This is a genomic window from Polaromonas sp. A23 (assembly GCF_002001015.1).
Classification (GTDB): Bacteria; Pseudomonadota; Gammaproteobacteria; order Burkholderiales; family Burkholderiaceae_C; genus Polaromonas.
In genome coordinates this window covers 21909-48516 of sequence record NZ_MUNO01000005.1, presented here as the reverse complement: position 1 = coordinate 48516, position 26608 = coordinate 21909, and the positions used below count along the sequence as shown (strand labels likewise).

The 26608-nt window shown below is 61.8% G+C and carries 23 protein-coding genes and 1 pseudogene; 23 read left to right on the top strand and 1 reads right to left on the bottom strand.

Annotated features, from left to right (window positions below; genetic code table 11):
- The first annotated feature begins 52 nt into the window (after positions 1 to 52).
- Both B0B52_RS01710 and B0B52_RS01705 read left to right on the top strand, forming a co-directional pair.
- On the top strand, positions 53 to 1039 hold the full coding sequence (locus B0B52_RS01710) for a tripartite tricarboxylate transporter substrate binding protein (protein ID WP_077591882.1): 987 nt from the start codon (positions 53 to 55) through the stop codon (positions 1037 to 1039).
- Positions 1032 to 2072, top strand: a complete 1041-nt coding sequence (locus tag B0B52_RS01705) for a Gfo/Idh/MocA family protein (RefSeq protein ID WP_254425605.1) — start codon at positions 1032 to 1034, stop codon at positions 2070 to 2072. The genes B0B52_RS01710 and B0B52_RS01705 overlap by 8 nt, the downstream gene beginning before the upstream one ends.
- Here B0B52_RS01705 and B0B52_RS01700 read toward each other — a convergent pair.
- Positions 2058 to 2927 (bottom strand): amidohydrolase family protein, encoded by an 870-nt coding sequence (locus B0B52_RS01700; protein WP_077591880.1) that lies wholly within the window; start codon positions 2925 to 2927, stop codon positions 2058 to 2060. The two genes, B0B52_RS01705 and B0B52_RS01700, sit on opposite strands and share 15 nt — an antisense overlap.
- A 122-nt stretch (positions 2928 to 3049) precedes the next feature.
- On the opposite strand from B0B52_RS01700, the gene B0B52_RS01695 reads away from it, so the two are divergent.
- The 21 genes and pseudogenes from B0B52_RS01695 to B0B52_RS01595 all read left to right on the top strand — a co-directional run bounded on the left by B0B52_RS01695 (position 3050) and on the right by B0B52_RS01595 (position 26601).
- Entirely contained in the window at positions 3050 to 3844 is a 795-nt protein-coding gene (locus B0B52_RS01695) for a crotonase/enoyl-CoA hydratase family protein (RefSeq protein ID WP_077591978.1), read from the top strand.
- Positions 3845 to 3868: 24 nt separating this feature from the next.
- The gene (locus B0B52_RS01690; RefSeq protein WP_077591879.1) at positions 3869 to 5761 is read left to right on the top strand and encodes a feruloyl-CoA synthase; all 1893 of its coding nucleotides are present in this window, start codon (positions 3869 to 3871) and stop codon (positions 5759 to 5761) included.
- Positions 5758 to 6522: an SDR family NAD(P)-dependent oxidoreductase gene (locus B0B52_RS01685; protein WP_077591878.1), complete on the top strand. Its 765-nt coding sequence runs from the start codon at positions 5758 to 5760 to the stop codon at positions 6520 to 6522. The genes B0B52_RS01690 and B0B52_RS01685 overlap by 4 nt, the downstream gene beginning before the upstream one ends.
- Before the next feature lie 75 nt (positions 6523 to 6597).
- The gene (locus tag B0B52_RS01680) at positions 6598 to 7734 is read left to right on the top strand and encodes an ABC transporter substrate-binding protein (protein ID WP_077591877.1); all 1137 of its coding nucleotides are present in this window, start codon (positions 6598 to 6600) and stop codon (positions 7732 to 7734) included.
- 96 nt (positions 7735 to 7830) lie between these two features.
- Entirely contained in the window at positions 7831 to 8871 is a 1041-nt protein-coding gene (locus B0B52_RS01675; RefSeq protein ID WP_077591876.1) for a branched-chain amino acid ABC transporter permease, read from the top strand.
- An 83-nt stretch (positions 8872 to 8954) separates the two neighbouring features.
- Complete coding sequence (locus B0B52_RS01670) at positions 8955 to 10724, top strand: ATP-binding cassette domain-containing protein (protein WP_077591875.1); 1770 nt, start codon at positions 8955 to 8957, stop codon at positions 10722 to 10724.
- A 175-nt stretch (positions 10725 to 10899) separates the two neighbouring features.
- Positions 10900 to 11634 carry an ABC transporter ATP-binding protein gene (locus B0B52_RS01665; RefSeq protein WP_077591874.1) on the top strand — a complete coding sequence of 245 codons (735 nt, stop codon included), beginning with the start codon at positions 10900 to 10902 and terminating at the stop codon, positions 11632 to 11634.
- Between the two features lie 105 nt (positions 11635 to 11739).
- The gene (locus B0B52_RS01660; protein ID WP_077591873.1) at positions 11740 to 13515 is read left to right on the top strand and encodes a tannase/feruloyl esterase family alpha/beta hydrolase; all 1776 of its coding nucleotides are present in this window, start codon (positions 11740 to 11742) and stop codon (positions 13513 to 13515) included.
- A gap of 45 nt (positions 13516 to 13560) precedes the next feature.
- Positions 13561 to 14043 (top strand): MarR family winged helix-turn-helix transcriptional regulator, encoded by a 483-nt coding sequence (locus tag B0B52_RS01655; RefSeq protein WP_077591872.1) that lies wholly within the window; start codon positions 13561 to 13563, stop codon positions 14041 to 14043.
- A gap of 231 nt (positions 14044 to 14274) precedes the next feature.
- On the top strand, positions 14275 to 14598 hold the full coding sequence (locus B0B52_RS01650) for a helix-turn-helix domain-containing protein (RefSeq protein ID WP_077591871.1): 324 nt from the start codon (positions 14275 to 14277) through the stop codon (positions 14596 to 14598).
- Between the two features lie 266 nt (positions 14599 to 14864).
- Entirely contained in the window at positions 14865 to 15425 is a 561-nt protein-coding gene (grpE, locus tag B0B52_RS01645; protein WP_077591870.1) for a nucleotide exchange factor GrpE, read from the top strand.
- Between the two features lie 127 nt (positions 15426 to 15552).
- On the top strand, positions 15553 to 17490 hold the full coding sequence (dnaK, locus tag B0B52_RS01640; protein ID WP_077591869.1) for a molecular chaperone DnaK: 1938 nt from the start codon (positions 15553 to 15555) through the stop codon (positions 17488 to 17490).
- Positions 17491 to 17597: 107 nt separating this feature from the next.
- Complete coding sequence (gene dnaJ, locus B0B52_RS01635; protein ID WP_077591868.1) at positions 17598 to 18743, top strand: molecular chaperone DnaJ; 1146 nt, start codon at positions 17598 to 17600, stop codon at positions 18741 to 18743.
- Positions 18744 to 18932: 189 nt separating this feature from the next.
- Complete coding sequence (locus B0B52_RS01630; RefSeq protein WP_077591867.1) at positions 18933 to 20159, top strand: MFS transporter; 1227 nt, start codon at positions 18933 to 18935, stop codon at positions 20157 to 20159.
- A 32-nt stretch (positions 20160 to 20191) separates the two neighbouring features.
- Positions 20192 to 20537: pseudogene (locus tag B0B52_RS01625) on the top strand (alcohol dehydrogenase catalytic domain-containing protein); the annotation flags it as partial.
- Positions 20538 to 20859: 322 nt separating this feature from the next.
- Positions 20860 to 22023, top strand: coding sequence for an ABC transporter substrate-binding protein (locus tag B0B52_RS01620; RefSeq protein ID WP_077591866.1), 1164 nt, complete (start codon positions 20860 to 20862; stop codon positions 22021 to 22023).
- 34 nt (positions 22024 to 22057) lie between these two features.
- Complete coding sequence (locus B0B52_RS01615; protein WP_139351780.1) at positions 22058 to 22930, top strand: branched-chain amino acid ABC transporter permease; 873 nt, start codon at positions 22058 to 22060, stop codon at positions 22928 to 22930.
- On the top strand, positions 22927 to 23886 hold the full coding sequence (locus tag B0B52_RS01610; RefSeq protein WP_077591976.1) for a branched-chain amino acid ABC transporter permease: 960 nt from the start codon (positions 22927 to 22929) through the stop codon (positions 23884 to 23886). The genes B0B52_RS01615 and B0B52_RS01610 overlap by 4 nt, the downstream gene beginning before the upstream one ends.
- A complete protein-coding gene (locus B0B52_RS01605; protein ID WP_077591865.1) occupies positions 23883 to 24641 on the top strand; it encodes an ABC transporter ATP-binding protein in 759 nt (252 codons plus the stop codon). The genes B0B52_RS01610 and B0B52_RS01605 overlap by 4 nt, the downstream gene beginning before the upstream one ends.
- Complete coding sequence (locus B0B52_RS01600; RefSeq protein ID WP_077591864.1) at positions 24638 to 25360, top strand: ABC transporter ATP-binding protein; 723 nt, start codon at positions 24638 to 24640, stop codon at positions 25358 to 25360. Before B0B52_RS01605 ends, B0B52_RS01600 begins: the two co-directional genes overlap by 4 nt.
- 23 nt (positions 25361 to 25383) lie before the next feature.
- The gene (locus B0B52_RS01595) at positions 25384 to 26601 is read left to right on the top strand and encodes a cytochrome P450 (protein ID WP_077591863.1); all 1218 of its coding nucleotides are present in this window, start codon (positions 25384 to 25386) and stop codon (positions 26599 to 26601) included.
- Positions 26602 to 26608 lie beyond the last annotated feature (7 nt).

The following is a 26608-nucleotide window of genomic DNA, read 5'->3' as shown; positions in this document are numbered from 1 at the left end:
GAGGAGGCGACTGCCACAGAACACTTACCCACCACAACGAAGGAGACAACTCATGAAACGCCGCATATTGCTTCAAGCGACCCTGGCTTCGGCCGCCCTCTCGTCCGTTCTCGGCACCAGCATGGCCTGGGCGCAGGACAAATGGCCGTCGAAGAACATCGCCTACGTTGTGCCTTTTCCGGCGGGCGGCACCACTGACATTCTTGGTCGGCTGATCGGCCAGAAACTTGGCACGGCGCTGGGCACCACCATCGTGATTGAAAACAAGGGTGGCGCCGGTGGCAGTGTCGGCTCGGAAGCCGCATCACGCGCGCCCGCTGACGGCTACACCATGCTGGGCGGCACCATCAGCTCGCACGCGATCAACGTGAGCCTGTACCCCAAGCTCGGCTATGACCCGATCAAGTCTTTCTCGCCTGTGGTGCTCATCGGCTCGAACCCGGTGGTGCTGGTGGTCAAGGCGGACAGCCCCTACAAGACATTGCAGGACGTGCTGGCTGCGGCGAAGGCCAAGCCGAAAACCATTTCGTCGGCATCGGCCGGCAACGGCACCTCGCAGCACATGACGCTTGAACTGCTGGGCTTCAAGACGGGCACACAGTTCGTCCATGTTCCCTACAAAGGCAGCGGGCCGGCGATTCAGGACGTGATCGGCGGGCAGGTCGACATGATGTTTGACACCACCGTGGTGGCCGGCCCCCACATCCAGAGCGGCAAGCTGCGCGCCATTGCCGTGAGCTCGGCCAAACGCCTGGAGTCCATGCCGAACGTGCCAACGATTGCGGAGTCGGGTGTGCCCGACTTTGAAGTGGTGTCCTGGCAGGGCATTTTTGTGCCCGCCGGCGTGCCCAAACCCATCATTGACCGGCTGCACGAAGAGATCATGAAGATCCTGCAGACCACCGAAATGCAGGACCGGCTCAAGAGCCTAGGCATGCAGCCTTCCAACAGGACGCCCGAGCAGGTGGCGGCCTTCCAGAAGGCGGAAGTCGAGAAATGGGCGCAAGTCATCAAGGCGGCCGGCATCAAGCTTGAGTAAAGAGCCAGTCCCCAAAATGCGTGTGGCGGTGGTTGGCGCGGGCCTGGCCAGCGCACCGCATTTTCAAAGCTTGCGTGATCTGCAGAACGAGCTGGAACTGGCATGGGTCATAGGGCGCAGCAACGAACGGCTGGCAGCGCTCAAGTTGCCGGCAAGCGCACAGGTCAGCACCCGCCTGGAAGACTTGCTGGAAGATCAGTCGGTTGAAGCCGTACTGGTGCTGACGCCGCCCAACACCCATCTGGAAATCATTCAGCGGGTGGCTTTGGCCGGCAAACACGTGCTGGTGGAAAAACCGCTTGAAGTCAGCCTGGAGAAGGCGCAGCAGATGGTGGACATCTGCCACAACAGCGGCGTCAAGCTGGCCGTGATGCTGCAGCACAGAATGCGCGATGCGGCCCGCGCACTGATGCAGCTGGTGCACGGCGGTGAGATGGGCAGCCTGGTGGGCGCCTCCGCCAGCATCCGCTGGTGGCGCCCGCAAAGTTATTACGATGAACCAGGCCGCGGCACCCTGGCGCGTGACGGCGGCGGCGTGCTGATGACGCAGGCCATCCATACGCTGGACCTGCTGCTCTGCCTGACGGGCCTGCCCGACAAAGTAAGCGCCATGGCGAGTACCAGTGCGGTGCACCGCATGGAATGTGAAGACACCGTTGCCGCAGCGCTGCACTACCCGAATGGAGCCATTGGCAGCATCGACGCCACTACCGCGGCTTACCCTGGGTTTCCCGAACGTATTTCGCTTCAGTTCACGAAGGGTTCAGCCACGCTGGAGGCCGGTGAGCTCCACGCAGAATTCATGGACGGCCGAAAGATCAGCGCGGGGCAGAAACAGACATCAGGGTCGGGCGCGAACATGATGGCGTTTGACCACCATGCCCACCGCGCCGTGCTGCAGGACTTTGTGGCCGCCATCCGCAACGGCGGCGAGCCCGCCGTGTTAGGGCGCTCTGCCCTGCAGGTGCACCAGCTGATTGCCGCGCTAATGACATCAGCAACCAGCGGCGCTGCAGTCTTAACTCTGGCCTAAGCCCAACAGACGCATCGCATTGCCCTTGAGGATGCCGGGCATCACCTCGGGCTTGAAGCCGGCGTCTTCAAAATCCTTCATCCAGCGATCGGGCGTGATCAGCGGGTAGTCGCTGCCGAACAGAATACGGTCTTTCAGCAATGTGTTGGCGTACTGCACGAGCTGCTTGGGAAAGTACTTGGGGCTCCAGCCGGAAAGGTCGATCCAGACATTGGGCTTGTGGGTGGCCACGCTGAGCGCCTCGTCCTGCCACGGGAAGCTGGGGTGGGCCATGACGATCTGCATGTCGGGGAAATCGATGGCGACATCGTCCAGGTGCATGGGGTTGGAGTACTCAAGGCGCAAACCGCCGCCGCAGCGCATGCCGCTGCCGATGCCGCTGTGCCCGGTGTGAAAAATTGCCGGGAGCTTGTAGGCGTTGATGACTTCGTAAATCGGCCAGGCCATCTTGTCGTAGGGATGGTAGCCCTGCACTGTGGGGTGAAACTTGAAGCCCTTGATGCCGTGCTCTTCGATCAACCGGCGCGCCTCGCGGGCGCCCATTTTTCCCTTGTGCGGGTCAATGCTGGCGAAGGCCATCATCATGTCGCTGTTGTTCTTTGCCGCTTCGGCAATTTCCTCATTCGGAATGCGGCGCCGGCCCATCTGGGTCTCGGCATCAACGGTGAACATGATCAGCCCGATCTTTCGCTCCCGGTAGTAGGCAATGGTTTCTTCAATGGTCGGGCGCCGGCTGTTCTTGAAATACTTGTCGGCTGCGCGGTCGTACTCCTCGCCATAGTTGTCAAAGGGGTTCCAGCAGCTCACTTCGGCGTGGGTGTGGATGTCAATGGCAATGAGGTTTTGGTAGTCCATGCTGTCTCCTGATAGTTCTGATTTTCCGTCGATCAAGGGTTAACACCAATAAAACAGGCCGGGAAATCGATTGAATTAGTTATTGTTTATAACAATAATTCATTCACTTTGCAAATATGACCATGACATACAAACCTACTTCGACCGACGTTCAGCTCGACTTTCACGGTGACAACCGGGAAGTTGCCGTTATCCGCCTGAGCCGGGGCGCCAAACGCAATGCGCTCAACGACGCACTCATTCTGGCCCTGCGCGACATTTTTGAAAACCTGCCCTCGACTGTCGGTGCGGCCGTGATCCATGGCGAAGGCGCACATTTCTGTGCCGGCCTGGACCTCGGTGAACTGCAGGAACGCGACGCTGGCCAGGGCATGCATCATTCGCGCATGTGGCACGCCGCGCTGGAGCGGGTGCAGTATGGCCCCGTGCCGGTGATTGCTGCGCTGCACGGCGCAGTGGTTGGCGGCGGGCTGGAGTTGGCAAGCGCCTGCCATATCCGGGTGGCGGACGAGTCCGCCTTTTATGCGTTGCCTGAAGGCTCACGCGGCATTTTTGTCGGCGGCGGCGGATCGGTTCGCATCCCCAAACTGGTCGGCGTCGCGCGCATGACGGACATGATGCTCACCGGCCGCGTTTACAACGCGCAAGACGGTGAACGCGCTGGTTTTGCGCAGTACCTGGTTCCCGAAGGCGAGGCGTTTACCAAAGCCCTGGAGCTCGCCGTGCGTGTGGCGCAGAACGCCCCCCTGACGAACTATGCGCTGATGCATGCCCTGCCCCGCATTGCAGAGCAGCCAGCCGACCAGGGCTACCTGACAGAAGCCCTGATGGCTGCCATTGCGCAAAGCGCACCGGAAGCCAAGCAGCGCGTCAAGGCATTCCTCGACGGCAAAGCCAACAAGGTCGCGAAGAGCTGACCCAAGCAACACACCCTGAACAAAATGAGCGAGACAAAAACCTCCCCCCAAGCGCCGAGTTATCGGCCACTGACCTTTGGCGTCACACGTGTGGTGCTGAACGAAGGCGCCAACGGCGTGCAATACCTGAAGGCCGACCAGGCGCTGAGCGACCACGCAATGCGCATCACCGACCGGCTGATTCACTGGGCGCAGACACAGCCGGAGCAAACCTTCATGGCGCGGCGCCTCAAAAAAACTGATGGCAGTTCGGGTGAGTGGCGCCACATCAGTTATGCCCAGGCGCTGACCAGCGCACGCAACATCGCGCAGGCGCTGCTGGACCGCGGCCTGAACGCGGAACGGCCGGTCGTCATCCTCAGCGAAAACGACCTGGAGCATGCGCTGCTGGCCCTGGGCTGCATCTACGCCGGTGTGCCCTACTGCCCGGTGTCGCCCGCCTACTCCACCGTCAGCCAGGACTACGACAAGCTTCGCCATGTATTGACGACGCTGACGCCCGGCCTGGTGTTTGCCAGCGACGCTGCGCGTTACGGCAAGGCGATTGCCGCCACCGTTGCTGATGACGTCGAAATTGCTACGAATTCAGTAGCTGCTGGCACAGCGCTGACGAGGGCCACAACCTCATTTGATCAACTTCTTGCGACACCGGCGACAGCAGCGGTCGATGCAGCCATGCAGGCCACCGGGCCGGACACCATCGTCAAGTTCCTGTTCACCTCGGGCTCGACCAAGCTGCCCAAGGCCGTGATCAACACGCAGCGCATGTGGTGCGCCAACCAGCAGCAGATGCGCCAGTCCATGCCCGTGCTGGCCGACGAGCCGCCGGTTCTTGTCGACTGGCTGCCATGGAACCATACGTTTGGCGGCAACCACAATTTCGGCATGACGGTCTACAACGGCGGCACGCTGTACATCGACGACGGCAAGCCGACCCCTGCGCTGATGGAGGAAACGCTGCGCAACCTGCGCGAAATCGCGCCGACGGTGTACTTCAACGTGCCCACCGGCTTCGAGGCAATTGCGCACGCCATGAAAAGCGACGCGCAGCTGCGCAAGAACCTGCTGTCACGGGTGAAGATGTTTTTCTATGCCGGCGCCGCGCTGGCCCAGCCGGTCTGGGACAGCCTCCACCAGACGCAGGAAGCAGAAATTGGCGAGCGCATCGTGATGGGTACCGGCCTGGGCATGACCGAGTCTGGCCCCTTCGGCATTTTTGTCACCAGCCCGGACGTGCGCGCCGGCGACCTGGGCGTGCCGACGCCCGGCCTGGAGCTCAAGCTGGTGCCTGTGGACGGCAAGATCGAAGTGCGTTACCGCGGCCCCAACATCACGCCCGGTTACTGGCGTGCGCCGGAAGCCACGCGGGAGTCATTCGACGAGGAAGGATTCTTCTCCACCGGCGATGCGGTCGCCTGGATAGACCCTGCCAACATCCACAAGGGCCTGAAGTTCGACGGCCGCATTGCCGAAGACTTCAAACTCGCCACCGGCACCTTTGTCAGCGTAGGGCCGCTGCGCGCCAAGATCATTGCGGCCGGCGCGCCTTATGTGCAAGACGCCGTCCTGACGGGCATCAACCTGAAGGAAGTCGGTGCGCTGATTTTCCCGACGGGAGCTGTCCGCCAGCTGGCGGGGTTGCCCGCCAACGCGCCACTGCAGCAAGCTCTCGAAAGCGCACCCGTTCAAGCGCACTTCCAGAAAGTGGCAGACGAGCTGGCCAAGTCCGGTACCGGCAGCGCCAACCGCATCGCACGCATGCACCTGATGCATGAGCCGCCTTCCATTGACAAAGGTGAAGTAACCGACAAGGGCTCCATCAACCAGCGCGCCGTGCTCAAACACCGTGACGCGATGGTCAACGCCTTGCACGGCGGCACCCTGCCCTTCACCATCTTGCCGAAAGTAAAAGCATGAATATTCAGGGACACGCAGCGCTGGTCACAGGTGGCGCCTCGGGCCTGGGCGAAGCCGTCGCGCGCGAACTGGCTCGCCTGGGTGCCAAGGTTGCCGTGCTTGACGTCAACATGGCGCTGGCCGAGAAGGTCGCTGCCGACATAGGCGGCATCGCCTGCCAATGCGACATCACCAACACCGACAGCGTGACGGCAGCGCTCGCCAAAGCCACGGCGGCCCACGGCCCGGCACGCATCCTGATGAACATTGCCGGCATCGGAACCGCCAAACGCATCGTCGGCAAGGACGGCAACGCAGCACCGCTGGAAGACTTTGCCAGGGTCATCAACGTGAATCTGATCGGCAGCTACAACATCAGCCGCCTGTTTGCCGCCGCGTGCACCAAGTTGGACCCACTGGAAGGCGGCGAGCGCGGCGTCATGATGTTCACGGCTTCAGTCGCCGCCTTTGATGGCCAGGTTGGCCAGCAGGCCTACAGCGCGTCCAAGGGTGGGCTGGTGGGCATGACCCTGCCGATGGCGCGCGATCTGGCGCAACACGGCATTCGCGTGTGCACCATCGCGCCTGGGCTGTTCGCCACGCCTCTCATGATGCAGTTGCCCGAGCCGGTTCAGCAATCGCTTGCTGCGTCGATTCCTTTTCCGCCACGCCTGGGCAAACCCGAAGAGTTTGCACAGCTGGCATGTCATATCGTCACCAACGCGCATCTCAACGGCGAAGTGATCCGTCTGGATGGCGCGCTGCGCATGGCGCCGCGCTGAGCCCCCGGAACCCTGATCCTGATACAGGCAATACCGCACCCTTTCACGACACTAACCACAAGCAGGAGACTCAACATGACTTTCACCAAAACCCTTATCGCCATTGCAGTGGCCGCCTCGGCCACAAGCGCCGCCCTCGCTGACGTCACCATTGGTATCAGTCTGCCGCTGACAGGCCCGACCTCTGCACTGGGCATTCCGATCAAGAACTCGATTGCCATGTGGCCCACGAGCATAGGCGGTGAAAAACTCAACGTGATCATTCTTGACGATGCCACCGATCCCACCAACGCCACCAAGAATGCCCGCCGCCTGGTAGCGGAAGACAAGGTAGACATCCTCCTCGGATCGGCCGCTACGCCGACGGCCAACGCGGTGGCGGCAGTGGCTGCGGAAACCGGCACCATGCACCTGACCTTTGCGCCCATTGATGTTGCCACCACCAAAGCCCCCTGGTCTTACAACACGCCGCAGTCCACCCTCGTCATGTCTCACGCCATCGTGGCCCACATGAAGAAAACCGGCGTCAAGACTGTCGGGTTCCTCGGCTATGCCGACGCTTTCGGTGAACTCTTTCTGCGCGACATGAAAGTCAAGATGACGGGAAGCGATATGAAGTTTGTGTCGGAAGAGCGTTTTGCCCGCACCGACACCAGCGTGACAGGCCAGGCTCTCAAGGTGACGGCCGGCAACCCTAACGCCATCCTGATCGTCGCCTCCGGCAGCGGCGCTGCCATGCCGCACAAGGCGCTGATCGAGCGCGGCTACAAAGGAAAGATTTACCAAACCCATGGCGCGGCTTCGCGCGACCTGATGCGCGTCGGCGGCAAGGACGTGGAAGGTGCGTTTGTGGTCGCCGGCCCGGGCGTGGTGGCAGAACAGCTGCCCGCCAACCACCCGAGCAAAAAAGTTGCGCTGGCTCACGTGACCGCCTGGGAAAAGGTCTACGGCCCCAACAGCCGCAATCCGTTTGCCGGCCATGCCTATGACGCATCCGTGATCCTGCAGAAGATCATTCCTGTCGCGCTGAAAACCGCCAAACCCGGCACCAAGGAATTCCGCGGCGCGCTGAAGGCAGCCCTGGAAAACGCCGGCCCGATTCCGCTGTTCCACGGCACGGTGAACTACACCGCGACCAACCATGCGGGCTATACCGACGACACGGGTGTGATCATGAAAATCGTGGGCGGCGACTGGAAGCTGCAACCCTGATCCACCGGCACGGCATCGCGCGACCGAACGAGCGGGCTGATGCCTGATGCCCGCCTGTCCGGCGCCGGCCTCTCACAGGTTCCCTTAAGGTTATTTATGGATTTTTCAATTGCCAGCATCCTGCTGGTCGACGGCCTGACCAACGGCGCCATTTACGCGCTGCTGGGCCTGGCCACCGTACTGGTGTTTGCTGTCACCCGGGTGATCTTCATTCCCCAGGGTGAGTTCGTGACCTATGGCGCGCTCACCCTGGCCATCTTGCAAACCGGCAAGGTGCCTGGAACCATCTGGCTGCTGTTGTTGCTCGCCGGCCTGGCAGCCCTGGCGGAGGCCTGGCAGACCTGGAAGCGCCACCGACAGCCAGCAGGCGCGCTGCTGGCCGGGTTCAAAGTGCTGGCGGCGCCGGCAGTGGTGTCGCTGCTCACCCTCTGGGCCGCGCCCCAGCAGTTTTCATTGCTGGTGCAGGCCCTGTTGTCGGTCTGCATCGTGACCTGTTTCGGTCCGCTGGTGTACCGCCTGGCCTACCAGTCGCTGGCCGACGCCAGTTCACTGGTCCTGCTGATCGTGTCGGTCGGCGTGCATTTTGCGTTGACCGGGCTGGGGCTGCTGTTCTTCGGCGCTGAAGGGTATCGCAACCCGCCGTTCTGGGATGAACGCTTCAGCCTGGGTGCCGTGAACCTGTCCGGGCAGGCCGTGATCATTGCATTGGCCTCCACGGCACTGATCGTTTTGCTGTGGCTGTTTTTTGAGCGCACCCTGTATGGCAAGGCACTGCGTGCCACCGCGGTGAACCGCCTGGGCGCGCGCCTCATGGGCATCTCGTCCCAGACCGCCGGGCAGCTGACGCTGGCGATGGCGGCGCTGATAGGTGCACTCTCGGGCCTGCTCATCGGCCCGACCACCACGGTGTTTTACGACTCCGGTTTTCTCATCGGACTGAAGGGTTTCGTCGCCGCGGTCATCGGCGGCCTGGCGAGTTACCCCGGTGCGGCCGTGGGTGCGCTGCTCGTGGGCATCATCGAGGCCTTTGGTTCTTTCTGGGCGAGTGCGTTCAAGGAAGTGATCGTCTTCACGCTGATCCTGCCCGTGCTGTTCTGGCGCTCGCTCAAGGGCGGCCATTCGGACGAGGAGCACTGAAATGAAATTCCCCCACGTTCACTTCGTTCACTGCCCCCTGAGGGGGCGCTCAGTGCCCTTCGGGCGGCCGGGCGGACACTGACATGGCATCCATTCGAAAATGGGGGCCATGGGCCCTGGTTGCCGCACTGGTGCTGGTCTGTGTCTTGCCCGTGCCCGAGTTCTGGATCACCCAGCTCAACTACATCGGCATCTCCAGCCTGACCGTGCTGGGCCTGATCCTGCTGACCGGCGTTGGCGGCCTGACCTCCTTCGGGCAGGCGGCCTTTGTGGGCATAGGCGCCTACACCAGCGCCTACCTGACGGTGAACGCCGGGCTCTCGCCATGGGTCACGCTGCTCGTCGGCCTGGGCCTGACTGCGGCCTGCGCCGTGGTGCTGGGCTGGATCACGCTGCGCATGTCGGGTCATTACCTGCCACTGGCCACGCTGGCCTGGGGACTCTCGCTGTACTACACCATGGGCAACCTGGACGCGCTGGGCAAATACGACGGCATCCTCGGTGTCACCGGCCTGTCTTTGTTCGGCTGGGAGCTGGGCCAGGGGCGGGTCTATCTGCTGCTGACATGGTCACTTGTGCTGCTGGGCACGCTGGCGCTGATTCACCTGCTCGATTCACGGGTGGGTCGCGCTATCCGGTCCCTCAAGACGGGCTCGCAAATGGCCGAGTCCATGGGCATCGACACCCTGCGCTTCAAGATCGGCATCTTCCTGATTGCGGCGCTGTTTGCCTCAGTGTCCGGCTGGCTGTACGCGCACTTCCAGCGCTCGGTCAACCCCTCCCCGTTTGGCGTGCATGTGGGCATCGAGTACCTGTTCATGGCGGTGCTCGGTGGCGCAGGCCATGTCTGGGGTGCCATCACCGGCGTGGCCATCACCAAACTCATGGCCGACCAGTTGCAGGTGCTGTTGCCGCGGCTCATCGGCACCAGCGGCAGCTACGAAATCATCGTGTTCGGCGTGTTACTGGTGCTGACGCTCAAGTACGCGCCCGACGGCATCTGGGCCTTTGTCGACCGCAAGCTGCCCAAGCCACCGCGCAAGGTGGACTGGCAGGACGCCGACCCGTTGCCGCACCGTGCCAAACCCGCCACCGGAGAAATCGTGCTGCAGGCCACCGACATCCGCAAGGAGTTCGGCGGGCTGGTCGCGGTCAACGACATCAACTTCTCGGTGGCCTCCGGCCAGATCGTCGGGCTGATCGGGCCCAACGGGGCCGGCAAGTCGACCACGTTCAACCTGATCACCGGCGTGTTGTCACTGACACGCGGCAGCGTGACCTTCCGCGGCGAAACCATCAGCAGCCTGCCCTCGCGCGAGATTGCCAAGCGCGGCATTTCGCGGACCTTCCAGCACGTCAAGATGATTGCCGACATGACGGTGCTCGAGAACGTTGCGCTGGGTGCGCATCTGCGCGGCAGCAAGGGCGCCACGGCGGCCATGCTGGGCCTGGACCGCGCCGAAGAGCAACGCCTGTTGCGCGAGGCCGAACACCAGCTGCGCCGCGTTGGCATGGGCAGCCATCTGCATGAACTGGCGGGCAACCTGGCCATGGGCCAACAGCGGCTGCTGGAAATTGCGCGCGCGCTGTGCAACGACCCTGCCCTGCTGCTGCTGGACGAGCCCGCAGCCGGTTTGCGTTACCTGGAAAAACAGGCGCTGATCGACGTGCTGCGCCAGCTCAAGGCCGAGGGCATGAGCATCCTGCTGGTCGAACACGACATGGACCTCGTCATGCAGGTCACCGACCGCATTGTGGTCATGGAGTTCGGCACCCGCCTGATCGAGGGCACCCCTGAAGAGATCCAGGCCAGCCCGGCGGTGCGCGCGGCTTACCTTGGCACAGAACATTAGTAGGCTGAATCAATGAAATTCACTGTCACTCGACCGCCCCTCGCCGCGCCATGCGGCGTTGCAAATGCGCGCCGGGCCTGCGGGCCCGCCTGTGCTTTGCGCCTTGCCTGGCACACCGCTGGACAGCCGCTTGCTAGCGATTTCACTTATTCAGCCTACTAGAGGCCTGGCACGCATGAGCACCCCCCTTCTTACAGTAAAAAAACTCCATGCCGGTTATGGCAAGGCCGAAGTCCTGCGCGGCATCGAGCTGCAGGCCGAAGCCGGCAGCATCATCACGGTCATCGGCCCCAACGGCGCGGGCAAGTCCACCTTGCTCAATGCCCTCATGGGCATCCTGCCCGCGACCGGCAGCATTGACTATGCGGGGCAGTCCATCATTGGTCTGCCGCTGGAAGAACGCGTCATGCTGGGCATCGCGCTGGTGCCGGAAAAGCGCGAGCTGTTTGGCAGCATGTCGGTGGAAGACAACCTCGTGCTCGGCGCCTTCCGCCAGGTGCGCTTGCGCAACAAAGCCTGGCGCGACCAGATGGAAGTGGTGTTCGACCTGTTTCCACGCCTCAAGGAGCGCCGCGCCCAGGAAGCCGGCACGCTGTCGGGCGGTGAACGGCAGATGCTGGCCCTCGGACGGGCCCTGATGTCGCGGCCATCGCTGCTGATGCTCGACGAACCCAGCCTGGGCCTGGCGCCGCTGATCGTGCGGGAAATCTTCCACACCATCGAAGCGCTGCGCAAAACCGGCGTCACCACCTTGTTGGTCGAGCAGAACGCGCGCGCTGCATTGGAAGCCGCCGACCACGGCTACGTTCTGGAGATGGGAGAGATTGGATTGAGCGGCCCGGCAGCCGAACTGGCAAGCGATCCGCGCGTGGTGGACACCTACCTGGGTGCAGCACGGAAAAAAGCGTGACCTTTGAACGAAATACGCATTTTTTCCTTGTCGTTATTAACTAGTTTGCTATAGATTTTGAAGCATTCATCCAACTCCCAGCAAAACTGAAATCAAGGAGAACCCATGCCAACCGCCATTCACCGTCTCATAGCATGTTCCCGCAAGCTAAAGGTCGCAGCCGCGTCGGCTTGTGTTCTGACGCTGACCGCCTGCGTCAGCACGCCGACAACGCCCGTGCGGCCCGCCAGCGGTGCCAATGCGGCCATTTCCTGTGACGCGCTGACAGCCCGTTTCAGCTTTGCCGGTACCCGGCTTCTGTCGGCCCAGCGCGTGGAAGCCGGTCAGCTCAAGTTGCCGGGCATAGCCCAAGCCATGCCCGAGCACTGCGTAATCAAGGGCGCAATGAACGAGCGCACCGGCCCGATCGACGGCAAGCCCTATGCGATCGGGTTCGAGATGCGGCTGCCCACGGCCTGGAACGGTCGCTTCTTTTACCAGGCCAACGGCGGGCTGGATGGCTTTCAGACGCCGGCGTATGGAGACATCCTCGGGGGTGGTCCGGCCAGCAACGGTTTGCTCAAGGGGTTCGCCGTCATCAGCTCGGACGCCGGCCACGCTTTTGACCGCAGCTCGGCCATAGGCGGTGCCACCTTCGCGCTGGACCCCCAGGCGCGGCTGGACTATGGCTACAACACCGTGGCGCAACTCACGCCCATGGCCAAGGCGCTGATTCAAACCTACTACGGCAAGCCGCCTGACACCTCCTACCTGGTCGGCACCTCGAACGGCGGACGCCACGGTTTTGTGGCCGCTTCGCGCCTGCCGCGCGACTACAACGGCATCCTGGTGAGCACACCGGGCTATCGTTTGCCTCTGGCAGCGGTGGCGCAGGTGTGGGACGCCCAGCAGTTTGCATCCATCGCCCGCCCCAACCCCGCCACCGGCCGGCCCGACCTGCGCACGGCCTTCCCGCCCGCCGATATGGCACTGGTGGCGCGCAGCATCCTCACCCGCTGCGATGCGCTGGATGGCGTGGCAGACGGCATGGTGGCCGACCTGCAGGCCTGCCAGGCGGCCTTCAATGTAGAACGCGATATCGTGTCTTGCGCGCCCGGCGCGCCGGTTGCCGGAACCTGCCTGAGCGCAGCGCAAAAATCCGTAATGGCCAAGGTGCTGGCGGGCCCCAAAGACAAGGCAGGCGCCGCGGTCTACGCCGGCCTGCCCGCAGATCCGGGTATCGCCGGCAGTGACTGGGCCAACTGGAAATTTGTCAACAGCGTCGGGCCGCGCGATGCGATTGCGCTGGCTTTCGTTTTCACCACGCCGCCATCATCACCCACCGTCATGACCGGGCAAGGCAACACACTGATTGACTACGCCCTGAGCTTCAATCTTGAAACCGACCTTCCCAAACTCCGGGCCACCAGTGGCGCTTACCGGGAGTCGGCCATGAGTTTCATGACGCCTCCGGATACCGGCATGCGCCAGTTCGTTGCCCACGGTGGCAAGCTGCTCGTGTTCCATGGCACGGCAGACCCGGTGTTCTCAGCCCTCGATACCATCGCGTGGCATGACGCCTTCCGCGGCATTCATGGCGCCGCCGCCGACCGCCATGCCCGCCTGTTTCTGGTGCCCGGCATGACCCACAGCCGGGGCGGGCCGGCCACCGATCAGATGGACATGGTGGATGCGCTGGTGGCGTGGGTAGAGCGCGGGCAAGCGCCCAACGCCGTGGTGGCCCAGGCGCGCGGGCCGGGATCGGCCGTGCCCAACCCGGAGGTGCCTGCAAACTGGAGCCCCACGCGCAGCCGCCTTCTCTGCCCCTATCCACAGGTGTCCCGTTACGCGGGCCGTGGTGATACGGAAAGTGCCGCCAGTTTTACCTGCACGGTGCGCTGATATATTTTTAACCGCACAATCTGCCACCCACAGCCCCCACAGCCCATGAGTGCCCGCGACCTTCCCAAACCTTCCCGCCCTGCAGCCACAACCGCCACGGTGGAGCAAGTCGATACCAGCTACCTCGAGGGCCTGCTCGGTTACAACGCCCGCCGCGCGGCACTGGCGGTGATCGAAGTGTTCATGGTGCGCATGGCCCCCTACGCCCTGCGCCCCGTGGATTTTTCGGTGCTGTCCCTGATCACGCACAACCCCGGCATCACCTCACGTCAGCTCTGCACGGCGCTGGGCATCCAGCCGCCCAACCTGGTGGCCATGGTCAATGCCCTGGAGAAACGCGAGTTGATCGCACGCAAACCGCATCCGCGCGATGGCCGGGCCATGGGCCTGCACCTGACCGCCAGCGGCAAGAAACTCATGCGCGAGGCCGAAACCACGGCCGTCGGGTTGGAAGCCGATGTCGCTTCCCGCCTGTCGGCCACCGAAGCCAAAACACTGATCCGCTTACTGCAAAAAGTCTATTTGTGACGCGTCAACGGCGGTATAACCGGTCCGGCGTTTCACGCAGGGTGCTCCCGACGGCCAGCACAGCACTAGCGCATCCGGCGTGATTTTTCAAGCCTTTTTGGCTCTCAGCCTACATCCTGCGGGCGCGGGCAGCTATAAAACCAGTAGCAGTCAGAAATTTGCGCTATATTCCGCTTCAAGCGCGTGCTTACCGATTAACTGTGACAAAACCGTGACCAGGAGATGCCCCCCATGAGTGCCAAAGAAAATGCCGCCGTCGGACAACTGTTTGAATTGCTTGAATCGCGTTACGCCCTTCGCGTACTGTGGGCACTCAAAGACGGCCACCCGCAAACTTTCCGGCTGCTCCAGGACAGCATTGGCAACATCACTCCCAACACGCTGAACACCCGCATCAAGGAACTGCGCGCCGCTGGCCTGATGGGCCATGGCAATGACGGCTACATCGTCACCGCCCTCGGTACCGACTTGCTCAAGCGCCTGAACGACGTGCAGGCATTCGCCGCCAAGTGGTCGGCCAGCCAGACCAAGGTAGCGGCCGTCAAGAAGAAATAAGCGCTACAGCGCCAAGCAAAAAGACAGGCCCTGCGCCTGTCTTTTTCTTTGGGCCCGGCCATGCCCAGCCGGTTTTCATGCCTAAAATCGGCGCTCGCCCTTTTTTGATGTGTGCGGTCAGCTATGTATTTCATAGCAGAACGCCGCTACCGGCAAAAAGTGGTCCTCGCACCGCTTTCGCACACCAGGGCCCAAATCCTTGTCTTGAAAAGGGCTTTGCTGCCCCAAGCTAGGCCTTTGTCCTTCTGAACAACTTGTCTCCGACCATGTCCGACAACAATCAATCCGAACAAAATCAAGAACTTAGCGGTGCCCCGAGCCCGGAAGAGCTGGAAGCAGCGCAAGCCGCCAACGAAGCCGACGCACTGTCGGCCGCCCAGTCAGAACTGGCGGCCCTGCAAGCCAAAAACACGGAGCTGGCCGACAGCTACCTGCGCGCCAAGGCCGAGGCTGAAAATGCCCGCCGCCGCGCTGACGAGGAAATCGCCAAGGCGCGCAAGTTCGCCGTGGAAAGTTTTGCCGAAAGCCTGCTGCCGGTGACCGACAGCCTGGAAGCCGGACTGCAACAACCCGACGCCACCGCCGCGCAGATCCGCGAAGGCACCGAGGCCACGCTCAAACAGCTTAAAAGCGCGCTTGAACGCAACCGGGTGGTCGAGATCAACCCGGCTTCCGGCGAGAAGTTTGATCCTCATCAACATCAGGCCATCAGCATGGTGCCGGCTGAACAGGACGCCAACACCGTGGTCGGCGTGCTGCAAAAGGGCTATCTGATTGCCGACCGGGTATTGCGCCCCGCCCTGGTGACGGTAGCCGCCCCCAAATAAGCGCAACAAATGAAGCCGATGCACTTGAAAGATCACAAGTTATCCACAAGTCATCAACACAGTCATTCACAACGGCTGATCCAACAGTCAGACAGATTTAATCAATCAGAAAATCAGGAGTAGAACCATGGGCAGAATCATTGGCATCGACTTGGGCACCACCAACAGCTGCGTAGCTGTGATGGAGGGCAACGTTCCGCGCGTCATCGAAAACTCGGAAGGCGCACGCACCACCCCGTCGGTGGTGGCTTATCTCGAAAACGGTGAAGTGCTGGTCGGCGCCTCGGCCAAGCGCCAGGCCGTGACCAACCCTAAAAACACGCTGTACGCCGTCAAGCGCCTGATCGGCCGCAAGTTCACCGAAAAAGAAGTCCAGAAGGACATCGACCTGATGCCCTACAAGATCGTGGCGGCCGACAACGGCGACGCCTGGATTGAAGTGCACGGCAAGAAGATGTCGCCGCAACAAGTCAGCGCCGACATCCTGCGCAAGATGAAGAAAACCGCCGAAGACTACCTCGGCGAGCCGGTCACCGAAGCCGTGATCACCGTGCCTGCCTACTTCAACGACGCACAGCGCCAGGCCACCAAAGACGCCGGCCGCATTGCGGGCCTGGACGTCAAGCGCATCATCAACGAGCCTACCGCTGCGGCGCTGGCCTTCGGCATGGACAAGCAGGAAAAGGGCGATCGCAAGCTCGGGGTCTATGACCTGGGCGGCGGCACCTTCGACATCTCCATCATCGAGATTGCCGATGTCGACGGCGAAAAGCAGTTCGAAGTGCTCTCCACCAACGGCGACACCTTCCTAGGCGGCGAAGACTTCGACCAGCGCATCATCGACTTCATCATTGATGAGTTCAAGAAAGAATCGGGTGTCAACCTCAAGAACGACGTGCTGGCCCTGCAGCGCCTGAAAGAAGCCGCTGAAAAAGCCAAGATCGAGCTGTCCAGCAGCGCCCAGACAGACATCAACCTGCCTTACATCACCGCTGACGCGTCGGGTCCGAAACACCTGAACATCAAGATGACCCGCTCCAAGCTGGAGCAACTGGTCGAAGAGCTGGTTGAGCGCACGATTGCGCCCTGCCGCGTGGCCATGAAAGACGCCAGCGTCAGCGGCAACGACATCCATGACGTGATCCTGGTCGGTGGCCAGACGCGCATGCCCAAGGTGCAGGACAAGGTCAAGGAATTCTTCGGCAAGGACCCGCGCAAGGACGTGAACCCCGACGAAGCCGTGGCTGTTGGCGCGGCCATCCAGGGCCAGGTTCTGTCGGGCGACCGTACCGACGTGCTGCTGCTCGACGTCACACCGCTGTCCCTCGGTATTGAAACCATGGGCGGCGTGATGACCAAGATGATCAAGAAGAACACGACCATCCCGACCAAGTTTGCGCAGACTTTCTCGACCGCTGAAGACAACCAGCCGGCCGTGACCATCAAGGTCTACCAGGGCGAGCGCGAGCTGGCCTCCGGCAACAAGGCGCTGGGCGAGTTCAACCTGGAAGGCATTCCCCCTGCCGCCCGCGGTACGCCGCAGATTGAAGTGTCGTTTGACATCGACGCCAACGGCATCCTGCACGTTGGAGCGAAGGACAAGGGCACCGGCAAGGAAAACAAGATCACGATCAAGGCCAACTCCGGTTTGTCTGAAGCCGAGATTCAGCAGATGGTGAAAGACGCCGAACTCCACGCAGCCGATGACAAGCAGCGCGTTGAATTTGTGCAGGCCAAGAACAATGCCGAAGCCATGGTGCATAGCGTGAAAAAATCGCTGACCGAATACGGCGACAAGCTGGACGCCGGCGAGAAGGAAAAGATCGAGGCCGCCATCAAGGACATGGAAGAAGCGCTCAAGGGTGAAAGCAAGGACGCCATTGACGCGAAAAATGCCGCCCTGATGGATGCCAGCCAGAAACTCGGCGAAAAAATGTATGCCGACATGCAGGCCTCCCAGGCTGCGCAAGCCGGCGGGGCAGCTGGCGCGGAAGATGCTTCGGCAAAACCTGCAGAAGACGACAATGTGGTGGACGCCGAAGTCAAGGAAGTCAAAAAGGGCTGATTCTTTTTTGATGCCCCGGGCAGCGAAGCGGAATCGGGGGCTCTCCCCGCATTCCGCTTTGCCACATCCGGAGCCCAGGAATCTTTTCCACTGAACACGCAATTCCCATGGCCATAAAAAAAGATTATTACGACACGCTGGGCGTTCCCAAAAATGCCAGCGATGAAGACATCAAGAAAGCCTATCGCAAGCTTGCGATGAAGCACCACCCCGACCGCAACCAGGGTGATACCAGCAAGGCGGCCGAGGAAAAATTCAAGGACGCCAAAGAGGCCTACGAAATGTTGTCCGACGCGCAGAAACGCGCGGCCTACGACCAGTACGGCCACGCCGGCGTGGACCCGAACCGCGGTGGCGGCCCGGGTGCAGAAGGCTTCGGCGGTTTTGCCGAAGCGTTTGGCGATATTTTTGGCGACGTGTTCGGCGCCCAGCAGGGCCGCGGCGGCCAGCGCGGTGGACGCCAGGTTTACCGCGGTGGCGATCTCAGCTACGCGATGGAGGTCACGCTGGAAGAAGCGGCTACCGGCAAAGACGCGCAGATCCGCATCCCGAGCTGGGACGACTGCAACACCTGCCACGGCAGCGGCGCCAAGCCCGGCACCAAGGTCGTCACCTGCACAACCTGCCACGGCCATGGCGTGGTTCAGATGCGCCAGGGCTTTTTCAGCGTGCAACAGACCTGCCCGCAGTGCAAAGGCACCGGCAAACTGATCCCCGAGCCTTGCGTCACCTGTCACGGCGTCGGCAAGACCAAGAACAACAAAACGCTGGAAGTCAAAATTCCGGCCGGCATCGACGACGGCATGCGTATCCGCTCGACCGGCAATGGCGAGCCCGGCACCAACGGCGGCCCGCCGGGCGACCTGTACATCGAGATCAGGCTGAAGAAGCACGAGATTTTCGAGCGTGACGGAGACGACCTGCACTGCGTGGTGCCTATCGGCATGGCCGCGGCTGCGCTGGGCGGCGAGATCGAAGTGCCGACGCTGGCCGGCAAGGCCGCCATCGATATCCCTGAAGGCACGCAGACCGGCAAGCAGTTCCGCCTGCGCGGCAAGGGCATCAAGGGTGTGCGCTCGAGCTATCCGGGTGACCTGTACTGCCACATCACCGTGGAAACACCGGTCAAGCTGACCGAGCACCAGCGCAAACTGTTCAAGGAACTCGACGAGTCCCTGAAAAAAGGCGGCGCCAAACATTCGCCCACCGAAGAAACCTGGACAGACAAGCTCAAGGGTTTCTTCAGCGCCTGAGGCAACTGCACCCAGCTTCGACCAGCTATCAATTTGGTAGCTTGTCACGCCCGAATCGCTTGGGCAAATGGCCAATTTGATGTCAACTTCTGCCTTGAGCGCGGTTGACGGGCAAGGTTGTTGCTCTTGGTCGCAGCAGACAGAGCCGGGCTCCGATAAAGTCGGGGGCCGACTTTCCTGCTGTTCTTGATGACCACTTCCCTTTCCCCCAAACGCGAACTCTGGCTTCTCATCACGCTGGCCGGCATCCAGTTCACCCATATCGTGGACTTCATGGTCATGATGCCGCTGGGCCCGCAGTTCACCCAGATCTTCGGGATCAGCGATGCGAAGTTCGGCCTGCTGGTTTCGGCCTACACCTTCGCTGCCGGGGCGTCCGGCCTGTTCGCCTCGCTCTACGTCGACCGCTTCGGTCGGAAAAACCTGCTGCTGGTGCTGTACGTGCTGTTTGCGCTCGCAACGCTGGCCTGCGGCATTGCGCCCAGCTACGACAGCCTGTTGCTGGCACGTGTGGCCGCAGGCACCTTTGGCGGTGTGCTGACGGCCCTGTCGCAAACCATCATTGCCGATGTGATTCCGTTCGAACGGCGTGGCCGCGCGATGGGCATCGTGATGTCCTCGTTTTCCGTGGCATCCGTGGCCGGTGTTCCGCTCAGCCTGTTTCTGGCCGCGCAGTTTGGCTGGCACGCGCCGTTTTTCGCCATCGCCGCCACCTGCGGTGTGCTGGCACTCGGAGCGTGGCTGACCTTGCCGGCGCTGGCTGGCCACCTGGAGCACCAACGCAGCTCACCTATCGCCGGCATCGTGCAGGTTCTGCGGGATCCCAACCACCTGAAAGCTTTTGTGTTCACCGCATTGCTGATGTTCGGCGGCTTCGCGATGATTCCCTACATCACCATTTTCATCACGGCCAACGGTGGATTCACGGTGCAGCAGGTACCGTATCTTTACCTGTGCGGCGGTGCGGCCACACTGGTCACCGCCCGCTTCATCGGACGTTTGAGCGACTCGGTCGGCAAGGCAAAGGTGTTCAGCTACATGGCCATTGCCGCCGTCATTCCCATGCTGCTACTGAGCCAGTCCGCCGGCTTCGGCGTGTGGGGCATCCTGCTGGTGACGACTGCACTTTTTATCGGCATGAACGGCCGCATGGTGCCGGGCATGGCACTGGTGGCCAGCGCCGCCAACCCGCAGTTGCGCGGGACCTTCATGGCACTCAACTCTTCGGTGCAATCGGCCGCCATGGGTGCGGCGGCCTTTGTCGGCGGCCTCATCATCAGCCGTGACGCGCAAGGGCTGGTCCAGCACTACTGGGGCAATGCGCTGGTGGGCGTGGTGGCCACAGTGTTCAGCCTCATGCTGGTGCGCAAGCTGCATCTGTACGGCGCGCCCTCCTCGCCATCCGCGATAAAGTAAGCTCAACTTCAACCAACCTCATCCGGACTTTCATGAAAACCAAAGCAGCCGTCACGTGGAAATCCGGTCAACCCTTGACCATTGAAACCGTAGACCTCGAGGGCCCGAAGTTCGGCGAGGTGCTGGTCGAGATCAAGGCCACCGGCATCTGCCACACCGACTATTTACACGCTGTCGGGCGCCAACCCGGAAGGCATCTTCCCGGCCATCCTCGGCCATGAAGGTGCCGGCATTGTGGTGGATGTCGGCCCCGGCGTAACCACACTCAAAAAAGGCGACCACGTCATTCCGCTGTATACACCGGAATGCCGCTAGTGCAAGTTCTGCCTGTCGCGCAAGACCAACCTGTGCCAGCTGATACGCGGCACGCGGGGCAAGGCCGGCTGCTTGCTTACGTCGTTTTATGTCCGCAAGGCTAAGGCACGGGAGATCGTTCTGATTCCCTAGGCTATTTCTCGCGCGTCGAAATGTACCCTGCGATCTATCGTGGGTTATGTCAGTGAAAACTATGACGCGATGTTCGGAGGTGAGCCCCGATCCCTTCCAACTGGTCAAGAAAGTCGCAGGCCGGCTCACGCGCTACGACCACCTTTGCGCGCTGCTTATAACCGCAGAATCAACTTATTGGTGTTTCTACTAGTTGATATATCAACCACTTCGAACAGAATCTGAATTCTAAAAACCACTTTTGGAGACAAACATGCAAGATTTGCGAAGTACCGTTCTCGCCATCGGGCTGGCCACCGTCGCCTTCGGGGCCGTGGCTCAGGTGAAGGTGGGCATCATTGCCCCGTTCTCTGGTCCGTTCGCCCACTACGGAGTGCTAATGAAAGCCGGCGCTGAAGCCTATGTCGCCAGCCAAGGCGGTAAGCTGGGGGGGCAGACGGTGGAGCTGATCTTCCGCGACGAAGGCGCTCCCAATCCCGCGAACGCGCGTAACCTGGCGCAGGAACTGGTGGTGAAGGACAAGGTGGACTACATCGGCGGCTTCGTGTTCACGCCCAATGCCGCAGCCATCGCGCCGGTGATCCAGGAATCGAAGACACCCGCCGTGATCTTCAACGCTGCCACATCCGACATCACCACCAAGTCCGATTTTTACGTGCGCACCAGCTACACCCTGTGGCAGGTGACGGTGCCATTGGCCCAGCACGTGGCCAAGAAAGGCGTCAAGAAGGCTATCACGGCCGTCACCGACTACGGTCCGGGCATTGACGCTGAGAATGCGTTCAAGACGGAATTCGCCAAACAGGGCGGTCAAGTGGTGGAGAGCATCCGCATGCCTCTGTCCACCACCGACTTCGGCCCGTTCGCGCAGCGCATCAAGGCCAGCGGAGCACAGGCGGTTTACGTCTTCCTGCCCGGCGGCCCGCCGAACCTCGGCTTCGTGCGTGCCTATCAGCAGAACGGACTGCGCCAAACCGGCATCGAGTTCTTCGGCACTGCCGAGACCGACGAATTTGACCTCCAAAAGTTCGGTGATACGGCCTTGGGGCTGACCACCGCCTTCCACTACTCGGCGGCGCATGATTCGCCGGCCAATAAGGCCTTCGTTGCCGCCGTCGCAAAGCAAAACAAGGATGCGGTGGCCAACTACGCGACCGTCGGCGCATGGGACGGCATGTATGTGATCCACAAGATGATCGAGGCGACCGGCGGCAAGCGTGACGGCGACAAAGCGATCACCGCTGCCAAGGCGCTGAAGTGGGAAAGCCCGCGCGGTCCCGTCTCCATTGATCCCGCAACACGGCACATCACCCAGAACGTGTACCTGCGCACAGTGGAAAAGGGCGCCGGCGGCGCTATGGTCAACAAGGAAGTGCAGAACTTCGGCGCGCACGTCGACCACGGCTTGGTGAAGTAAGCCCACGCAAACACATCAGATTCCAGGAGACCACTTGACCCTGTTGATCAACATTTTGATGGATGGCATCGCCTATGGCATGGTGCTGTTCATCATCTCAGTCGGCCTGACGATCACGCTGGGTCTGATGCGTTTCGTCAACCTCGCTCATGGTGCCTTCGCCATGACTGGCGGGTACGTAGCAGCTTGGCTAATGGGCAAGCAGGGCTGGGGGCTATTGCCAGCTATCCTGGCTGCGATCGCGACCACCGGCGCAATCGGGGCGCTGCTCGAAGCGCTGGTGTTGCGCCGACTCTACCGCCGGCCGGAGCTGCAGCAGGTACTGTTCACCATCGGCCTTACTTTCCTGTTCGTCGCGACGATCAATTTGGTGTTCGGGCCGCAGGTGCAGATGATCCCGCTGCCCGCCTGGCTCGCCTCGTCAGTGGACTTGGGCTTCCGGACAATTCCTGCACAGCGTCTGCTTGTGATTGCGGTCGGCGTTGCCGTTCTCCTTGGCGTGTACTGGGTTATGAACACGACGCGCTTTGGCGTTTGGCTTCGCGCGACGGTCGACAACACGGCGGCCGCTGAATCGCTGGGCATTCCGGTGCAGTGGGTCTATGCGATCACGTTCGCCGCCGGCGCGGGCCTGGCCGCGCTGGGGGGGATCCTGGGCGCCGAACTCATGCCACTCGAACCCTTCTATCCGATCAAGTATCTGGTGCTGGTGCTGGTTGTCGTTGCCGTTGGGGGCATGGGCAACATCGCGGGATCCGCTGCAGCGGCGGTTGGGCTTGGCATCGTGGAAACCGCGAGTAAGTATCTGGCGTCGGACTGGGGCAGTCTGTTCTTTTTCGCAGCGGTGGCGATCCTGCTGGGATGGCGGCCAAACGGCATCCTGGTGCCGCGGAGCGCACGAACATGATGAGCCGGCCCTCCATCGCCGTTCGCGGCACTCCTTACATCGTCCTGGTAGCCGCCGGCGCCGCAGTCTATTTTCTGCTGCCGGACCAGCTCGGACTAGCTGCTCGGATCGTGACAATGGCCATTCTGGTGATGTCGCTGGATCTGGTCGTCGGGATCGGCGGCCTGGCAACGCTGGGCCACGCAGCCTTCTTCGGGATCGGCGCATACGCGACGGGAATCACGGCAGCGCACCTCACTGGCAATCCGCTGCTCGGCCTGGCGGTCGGTGCCGCGTCCGGGGCCGCACTGGCGGCGCTATCGGGCCTTTTCCTCCTGCGTTATCACGGTCTCACGTTCCTGATGCTGACCATTGCGATCGCTGAGATCGTGCTCAACCTCGCCAAAAAGCTGCGCACCTGGACTGGCGGCGACGATGGGCTGAGCGGCTTCCCGGTCGGCAAGTTACTTGGCGTGTTTTCTTTCGATTTGTATGGCAAGGTTGCTTTTATCTACTGCTCGGTGGTACTCCTCCTGTCCTTCTGGATCATGCGGCGTCTCATCGGTTCACCCTTCGGGCTGGCCTGCTTGGGCATTCACCAAAACCGTATGCGGATGTCGGCCATGGGCGACGGCATTCGTCCTACGCTACTCAAACTATACGTATGGGCGGGTGCTTTCGCCGGGATCGCGGGTGCACTGTCCGCCCAGGTGAACCAGATTGTCGGACTGGACTCGTTGGGCTTCACACTGTCGGCGGAATCGCTAGTGATGCTGGTGCTTGGCGGCACGGGAACGCTGTATGGCGCGATTGCCGGAACAGCGATATTCATGAGCGTGCACCATGCAGCTGCGGCGATCAATCCCTACCACTGGCTGTTCATCATCGGCGGCATGCTTGTAGTGCTGGTGCTCGTGCCGCGCGAGCGATGGGCGGCAGCCTTGCGGGCGCAGCTGATGCCGAAGGAGAAATCATGACCGCGGCTCGGGCATTGCTGCAGATCGAGGGATTGAACAAGTCCTTTGGCGGACTGCACGTCACGCGTGGCGTGGCCCTCACGCTCAACCCGGGCGACCGCGTCGGCCTGATCGGGCCAAACGGAGCCGGTAAAAGCACGCTCGTGAATCTGATCACCGGCGTGCTCGCGCCGTCCTCCGGTTCTGTGCACCTCGAAGGTACCAACGTCACAACAATGAGCCAGGCCGCCCGCGTCAAGCGAGGCCTGGTCCGCACCTTCCAGATCACCCAGCTTGCACCGACGCTAAGCGTGCGCAGCCAGGTAGAACTGGCGATCCACGAGCGCGATGGTTCCGTTCGTAACCAATGGCGCTCGGTTGACGCGTACCCCGCCGTACGTGATGAAACGCAGCAGATCCTGCGCCATCTTCACCTGTCCGAGCTCGCGGACAGGCGACCGGTAGACCTCGCTTACGGTCAACAGCGGCTGGTAGAAATTGCGATCGCCATGGCGCTCAGCCCCAAGGTGCTGCTGCTCGACGAACCCATGGCTGGCGTGCCCAGCGGCGAACGTGACATCGTACTAAAAGCGCTGGACACCTTGCCGCCGACCTTGGCGCTTCTGATGATCGAGCACGATATGGATCTGATCTTCAGTTTCGCGGATCGGATTGTCGTGCTGGCCGAAGGCGCTGTTCTGGCGGAAGGCCCCCCGGCCGAGATCCGGCGACACCCAGCGGTCCTCCAAGCCTATCTCGGAACGGAGGCTGTATGACTATCCAAGCCATTCACGTCGACAAAGTTACGGCCGGTTTCGGCCCTGTGAATATCCTGCATGAGGTCGATCTGCAGTTCCCCGCGGGGGGGCGTATCGCCGTGATCGGTCGCAACGGGGTCGGTAAGACGACACTTCTGAAGGCGATCATGGGCTTGGCGGACATCCACTCAGGTCGGATTCGTCTGTTCGGGCAAGACATTACGCGGCTGTCCGCGCGCGAACGTGCGCATGCCGGCATCGGCTATGTACCACAGACACGCGACATCTTCCCTTCACTCACCGTTGAGGAAAACCTGGTCACCGGACTGAAGGGCAGGCCCAGGAGCGACATCGCCGAGGCCTACGACATGTTTCCCAGGTTGGCCGAACGTCGCCGGAACGGCGGAGCGCAACTGTCGGGCGGTGAGCAGCAGATGCTGACGGTAGCCCGGACGCTGCTCGGAAAGCCCAGGGTGCTGTTGCTGGACGAGCCGCTCGAAGGACTGGCACCCATCATCTGCCACGAGCTGATGCGTACATTCGACACGATGGCGCGCGCGACCGGCGTCACCGTCGTGTTGGTGGAACAAAAGGTCGATGACGCGCTGCGCTTTACCACTGACGCGGTCGTCCTGGAGCGCGGCGAAGTGGTCTATCGCAGCGACAGCGGCGAGCTCGCACAACGGCAAGACCTGCTTGAACGATACGTCGGTGTGGCCGGAGATGCCCACGCCTGACCCAATGGAGAACTGGATAAGCCATGAACGATTTCAATCCCCCGGCCGGCGTCCCTGTCGTGGACATCGATCCCTACAGCGACGAATTTCTGCTGGACCCATATCCCGGCCATGAGCTGATGCGCGAAGCGGGGCCCGTGGTCTGGATACCAAAGTACCGCATGTATGCCGCGGCCAGGCATGCCGAGGTCCGGGCGGTGATGAACGACCACGTGACCTTTATCTCGTCGGCCGGTGCTGGCCTGACGAACTTTCTGCGTGAAAAGCCGTTCCGCCCCAAGAGCATCATCCTTGAAGCGGATCCGCCGGACCATACCAAGGTGCGCGCGGTGCTGGCGCGCATCCTGTCGCCCAAGGCGGTGACCCAGATCCGCCTGACCTTCCAGCAGGAGGCCGACGCCCTGTTCGACCGCGTAATGGAAAAAGCCGCGAGGCAGGGCACTGTTGACGGTGTCGTGGATCTCGCCGAACTCTATCCGCTCAAGGTTTTCCCCGACGCAGTGGGATTGGGTGCGGAAGGCCGGGAAAACCTCCTGTTGTACGGCAACATGATCTTCAACTCGTTCGGCCCGCGGAACGAGCGGCTGGCGAAATCGGCGGAACTGGTGCAGCCAGTGACCGAATGGATCATGTCCCACTGCAACCGGGAAAAGCTCAGTCCCGATGGATTCGGTGCGCAGATCTACGAAGCAGCCGACCGCGGAGAGATCACGCAAGCCGAGGCACCAATGCTAGTTCGCTCCTTTCTGTCTGCCGGAGTGGATACGACGATCAACGGGATCGGCAACGCCTTGCTGTGCCTGGCGAACCATCCTGCGGAATTCGAGAAGCTGCGCGAGAACGTTACCTTGGCGCGGCCTGCTTTCGAAGAGGCCTTGCGCTACGAATCCACAGTCCAGACCTTCTTCCGGACCACGTCAAAGGAAACGGAGCTGGCAGGAGTACGGATTCCCGCCGACGAGAAGATCGTCACCTTCCTGTCGTCAGCCAATCGCGACCCCCGGCAGTGGCCGGACCCGGACCGCTACGACATCAACCGCAAGCCGGCGGGGCACATGGCATTTGGTTCGGGTATCCACGGCTGCGTCGGCCAGGTGGTGGCTCGCCTTGAAGGCGAGCTGATCCTCACCGCTCTCGCCAAGCGAGTGAAAAGGATCGAACTGTCCGGGGCACCGACACGCCGGCTCAATAACACTTTGCGCGCACTGGCCACCTTGCCGCTGCGCCTCACCCCAGCTTGAGGAGCGA

Coding starts and splice junctions, on each gene's coding strand:
- B0B52_RS01595 (WP_077591863.1), top strand. CDS start 25,384: ATGAACGATTTCAATCCCCCGGCCGGCGTCCCTGTCGTGGACATCGAT.
- B0B52_RS01630 (WP_077591867.1), top strand. CDS start 18,933: ATGACCACTTCCCTTTCCCCCAAACGCGAACTCTGGCTTCTCATCACG.
- B0B52_RS01605 (WP_077591865.1), top strand. CDS start 23,883: ATGACCGCGGCTCGGGCATTGCTGCAGATCGAGGGATTGAACAAGTCC.
- B0B52_RS01690 (WP_077591879.1), top strand. CDS start 3,869: ATGAGCGAGACAAAAACCTCCCCCCAAGCGCCGAGTTATCGGCCACTG.
- B0B52_RS01680 (WP_077591877.1), top strand. CDS start 6,598: ATGACTTTCACCAAAACCCTTATCGCCATTGCAGTGGCCGCCTCGGCC.
- B0B52_RS01685 (WP_077591878.1), top strand. CDS start 5,758: ATGAATATTCAGGGACACGCAGCGCTGGTCACAGGTGGCGCCTCGGGC.
- B0B52_RS01665 (WP_077591874.1), top strand. CDS start 10,900: ATGAGCACCCCCCTTCTTACAGTAAAAAAACTCCATGCCGGTTATGGC.
- B0B52_RS01675 (WP_077591876.1), top strand. CDS start 7,831: ATGGATTTTTCAATTGCCAGCATCCTGCTGGTCGACGGCCTGACCAAC.
- B0B52_RS01695 (WP_077591978.1), top strand. CDS start 3,050: ATGACATACAAACCTACTTCGACCGACGTTCAGCTCGACTTTCACGGT.
- B0B52_RS01650 (WP_077591871.1), top strand. CDS start 14,275: ATGAGTGCCAAAGAAAATGCCGCCGTCGGACAACTGTTTGAATTGCTT.
- dnaJ (WP_077591868.1), top strand. CDS start 17,598: ATGGCCATAAAAAAAGATTATTACGACACGCTGGGCGTTCCCAAAAAT.
- dnaK (WP_077591869.1), top strand. CDS start 15,553: ATGGGCAGAATCATTGGCATCGACTTGGGCACCACCAACAGCTGCGTA.
- B0B52_RS01610 (WP_077591976.1), top strand. CDS start 22,927: ATGATGAGCCGGCCCTCCATCGCCGTTCGCGGCACTCCTTACATCGTC.
- grpE (WP_077591870.1), top strand. CDS start 14,865: ATGTCCGACAACAATCAATCCGAACAAAATCAAGAACTTAGCGGTGCC.
- B0B52_RS01660 (WP_077591873.1), top strand. CDS start 11,740: ATGCCAACCGCCATTCACCGTCTCATAGCATGTTCCCGCAAGCTAAAG.
- B0B52_RS01700 (WP_077591880.1), bottom strand. CDS start 2,927: ATGGACTACCAAAACCTCATTGCCATTGACATCCACACCCACGCCGAA.
- B0B52_RS01670 (WP_077591875.1), top strand. CDS start 8,955: ATGGCATCCATTCGAAAATGGGGGCCATGGGCCCTGGTTGCCGCACTG.
- B0B52_RS01600 (WP_077591864.1), top strand. CDS start 24,638: ATGACTATCCAAGCCATTCACGTCGACAAAGTTACGGCCGGTTTCGGC.
- B0B52_RS01620 (WP_077591866.1), top strand. CDS start 20,860: ATGCAAGATTTGCGAAGTACCGTTCTCGCCATCGGGCTGGCCACCGTC.
- B0B52_RS01655 (WP_077591872.1), top strand. CDS start 13,561: ATGAGTGCCCGCGACCTTCCCAAACCTTCCCGCCCTGCAGCCACAACC.
- B0B52_RS01710 (WP_077591882.1), top strand. CDS start 53: ATGAAACGCCGCATATTGCTTCAAGCGACCCTGGCTTCGGCCGCCCTC.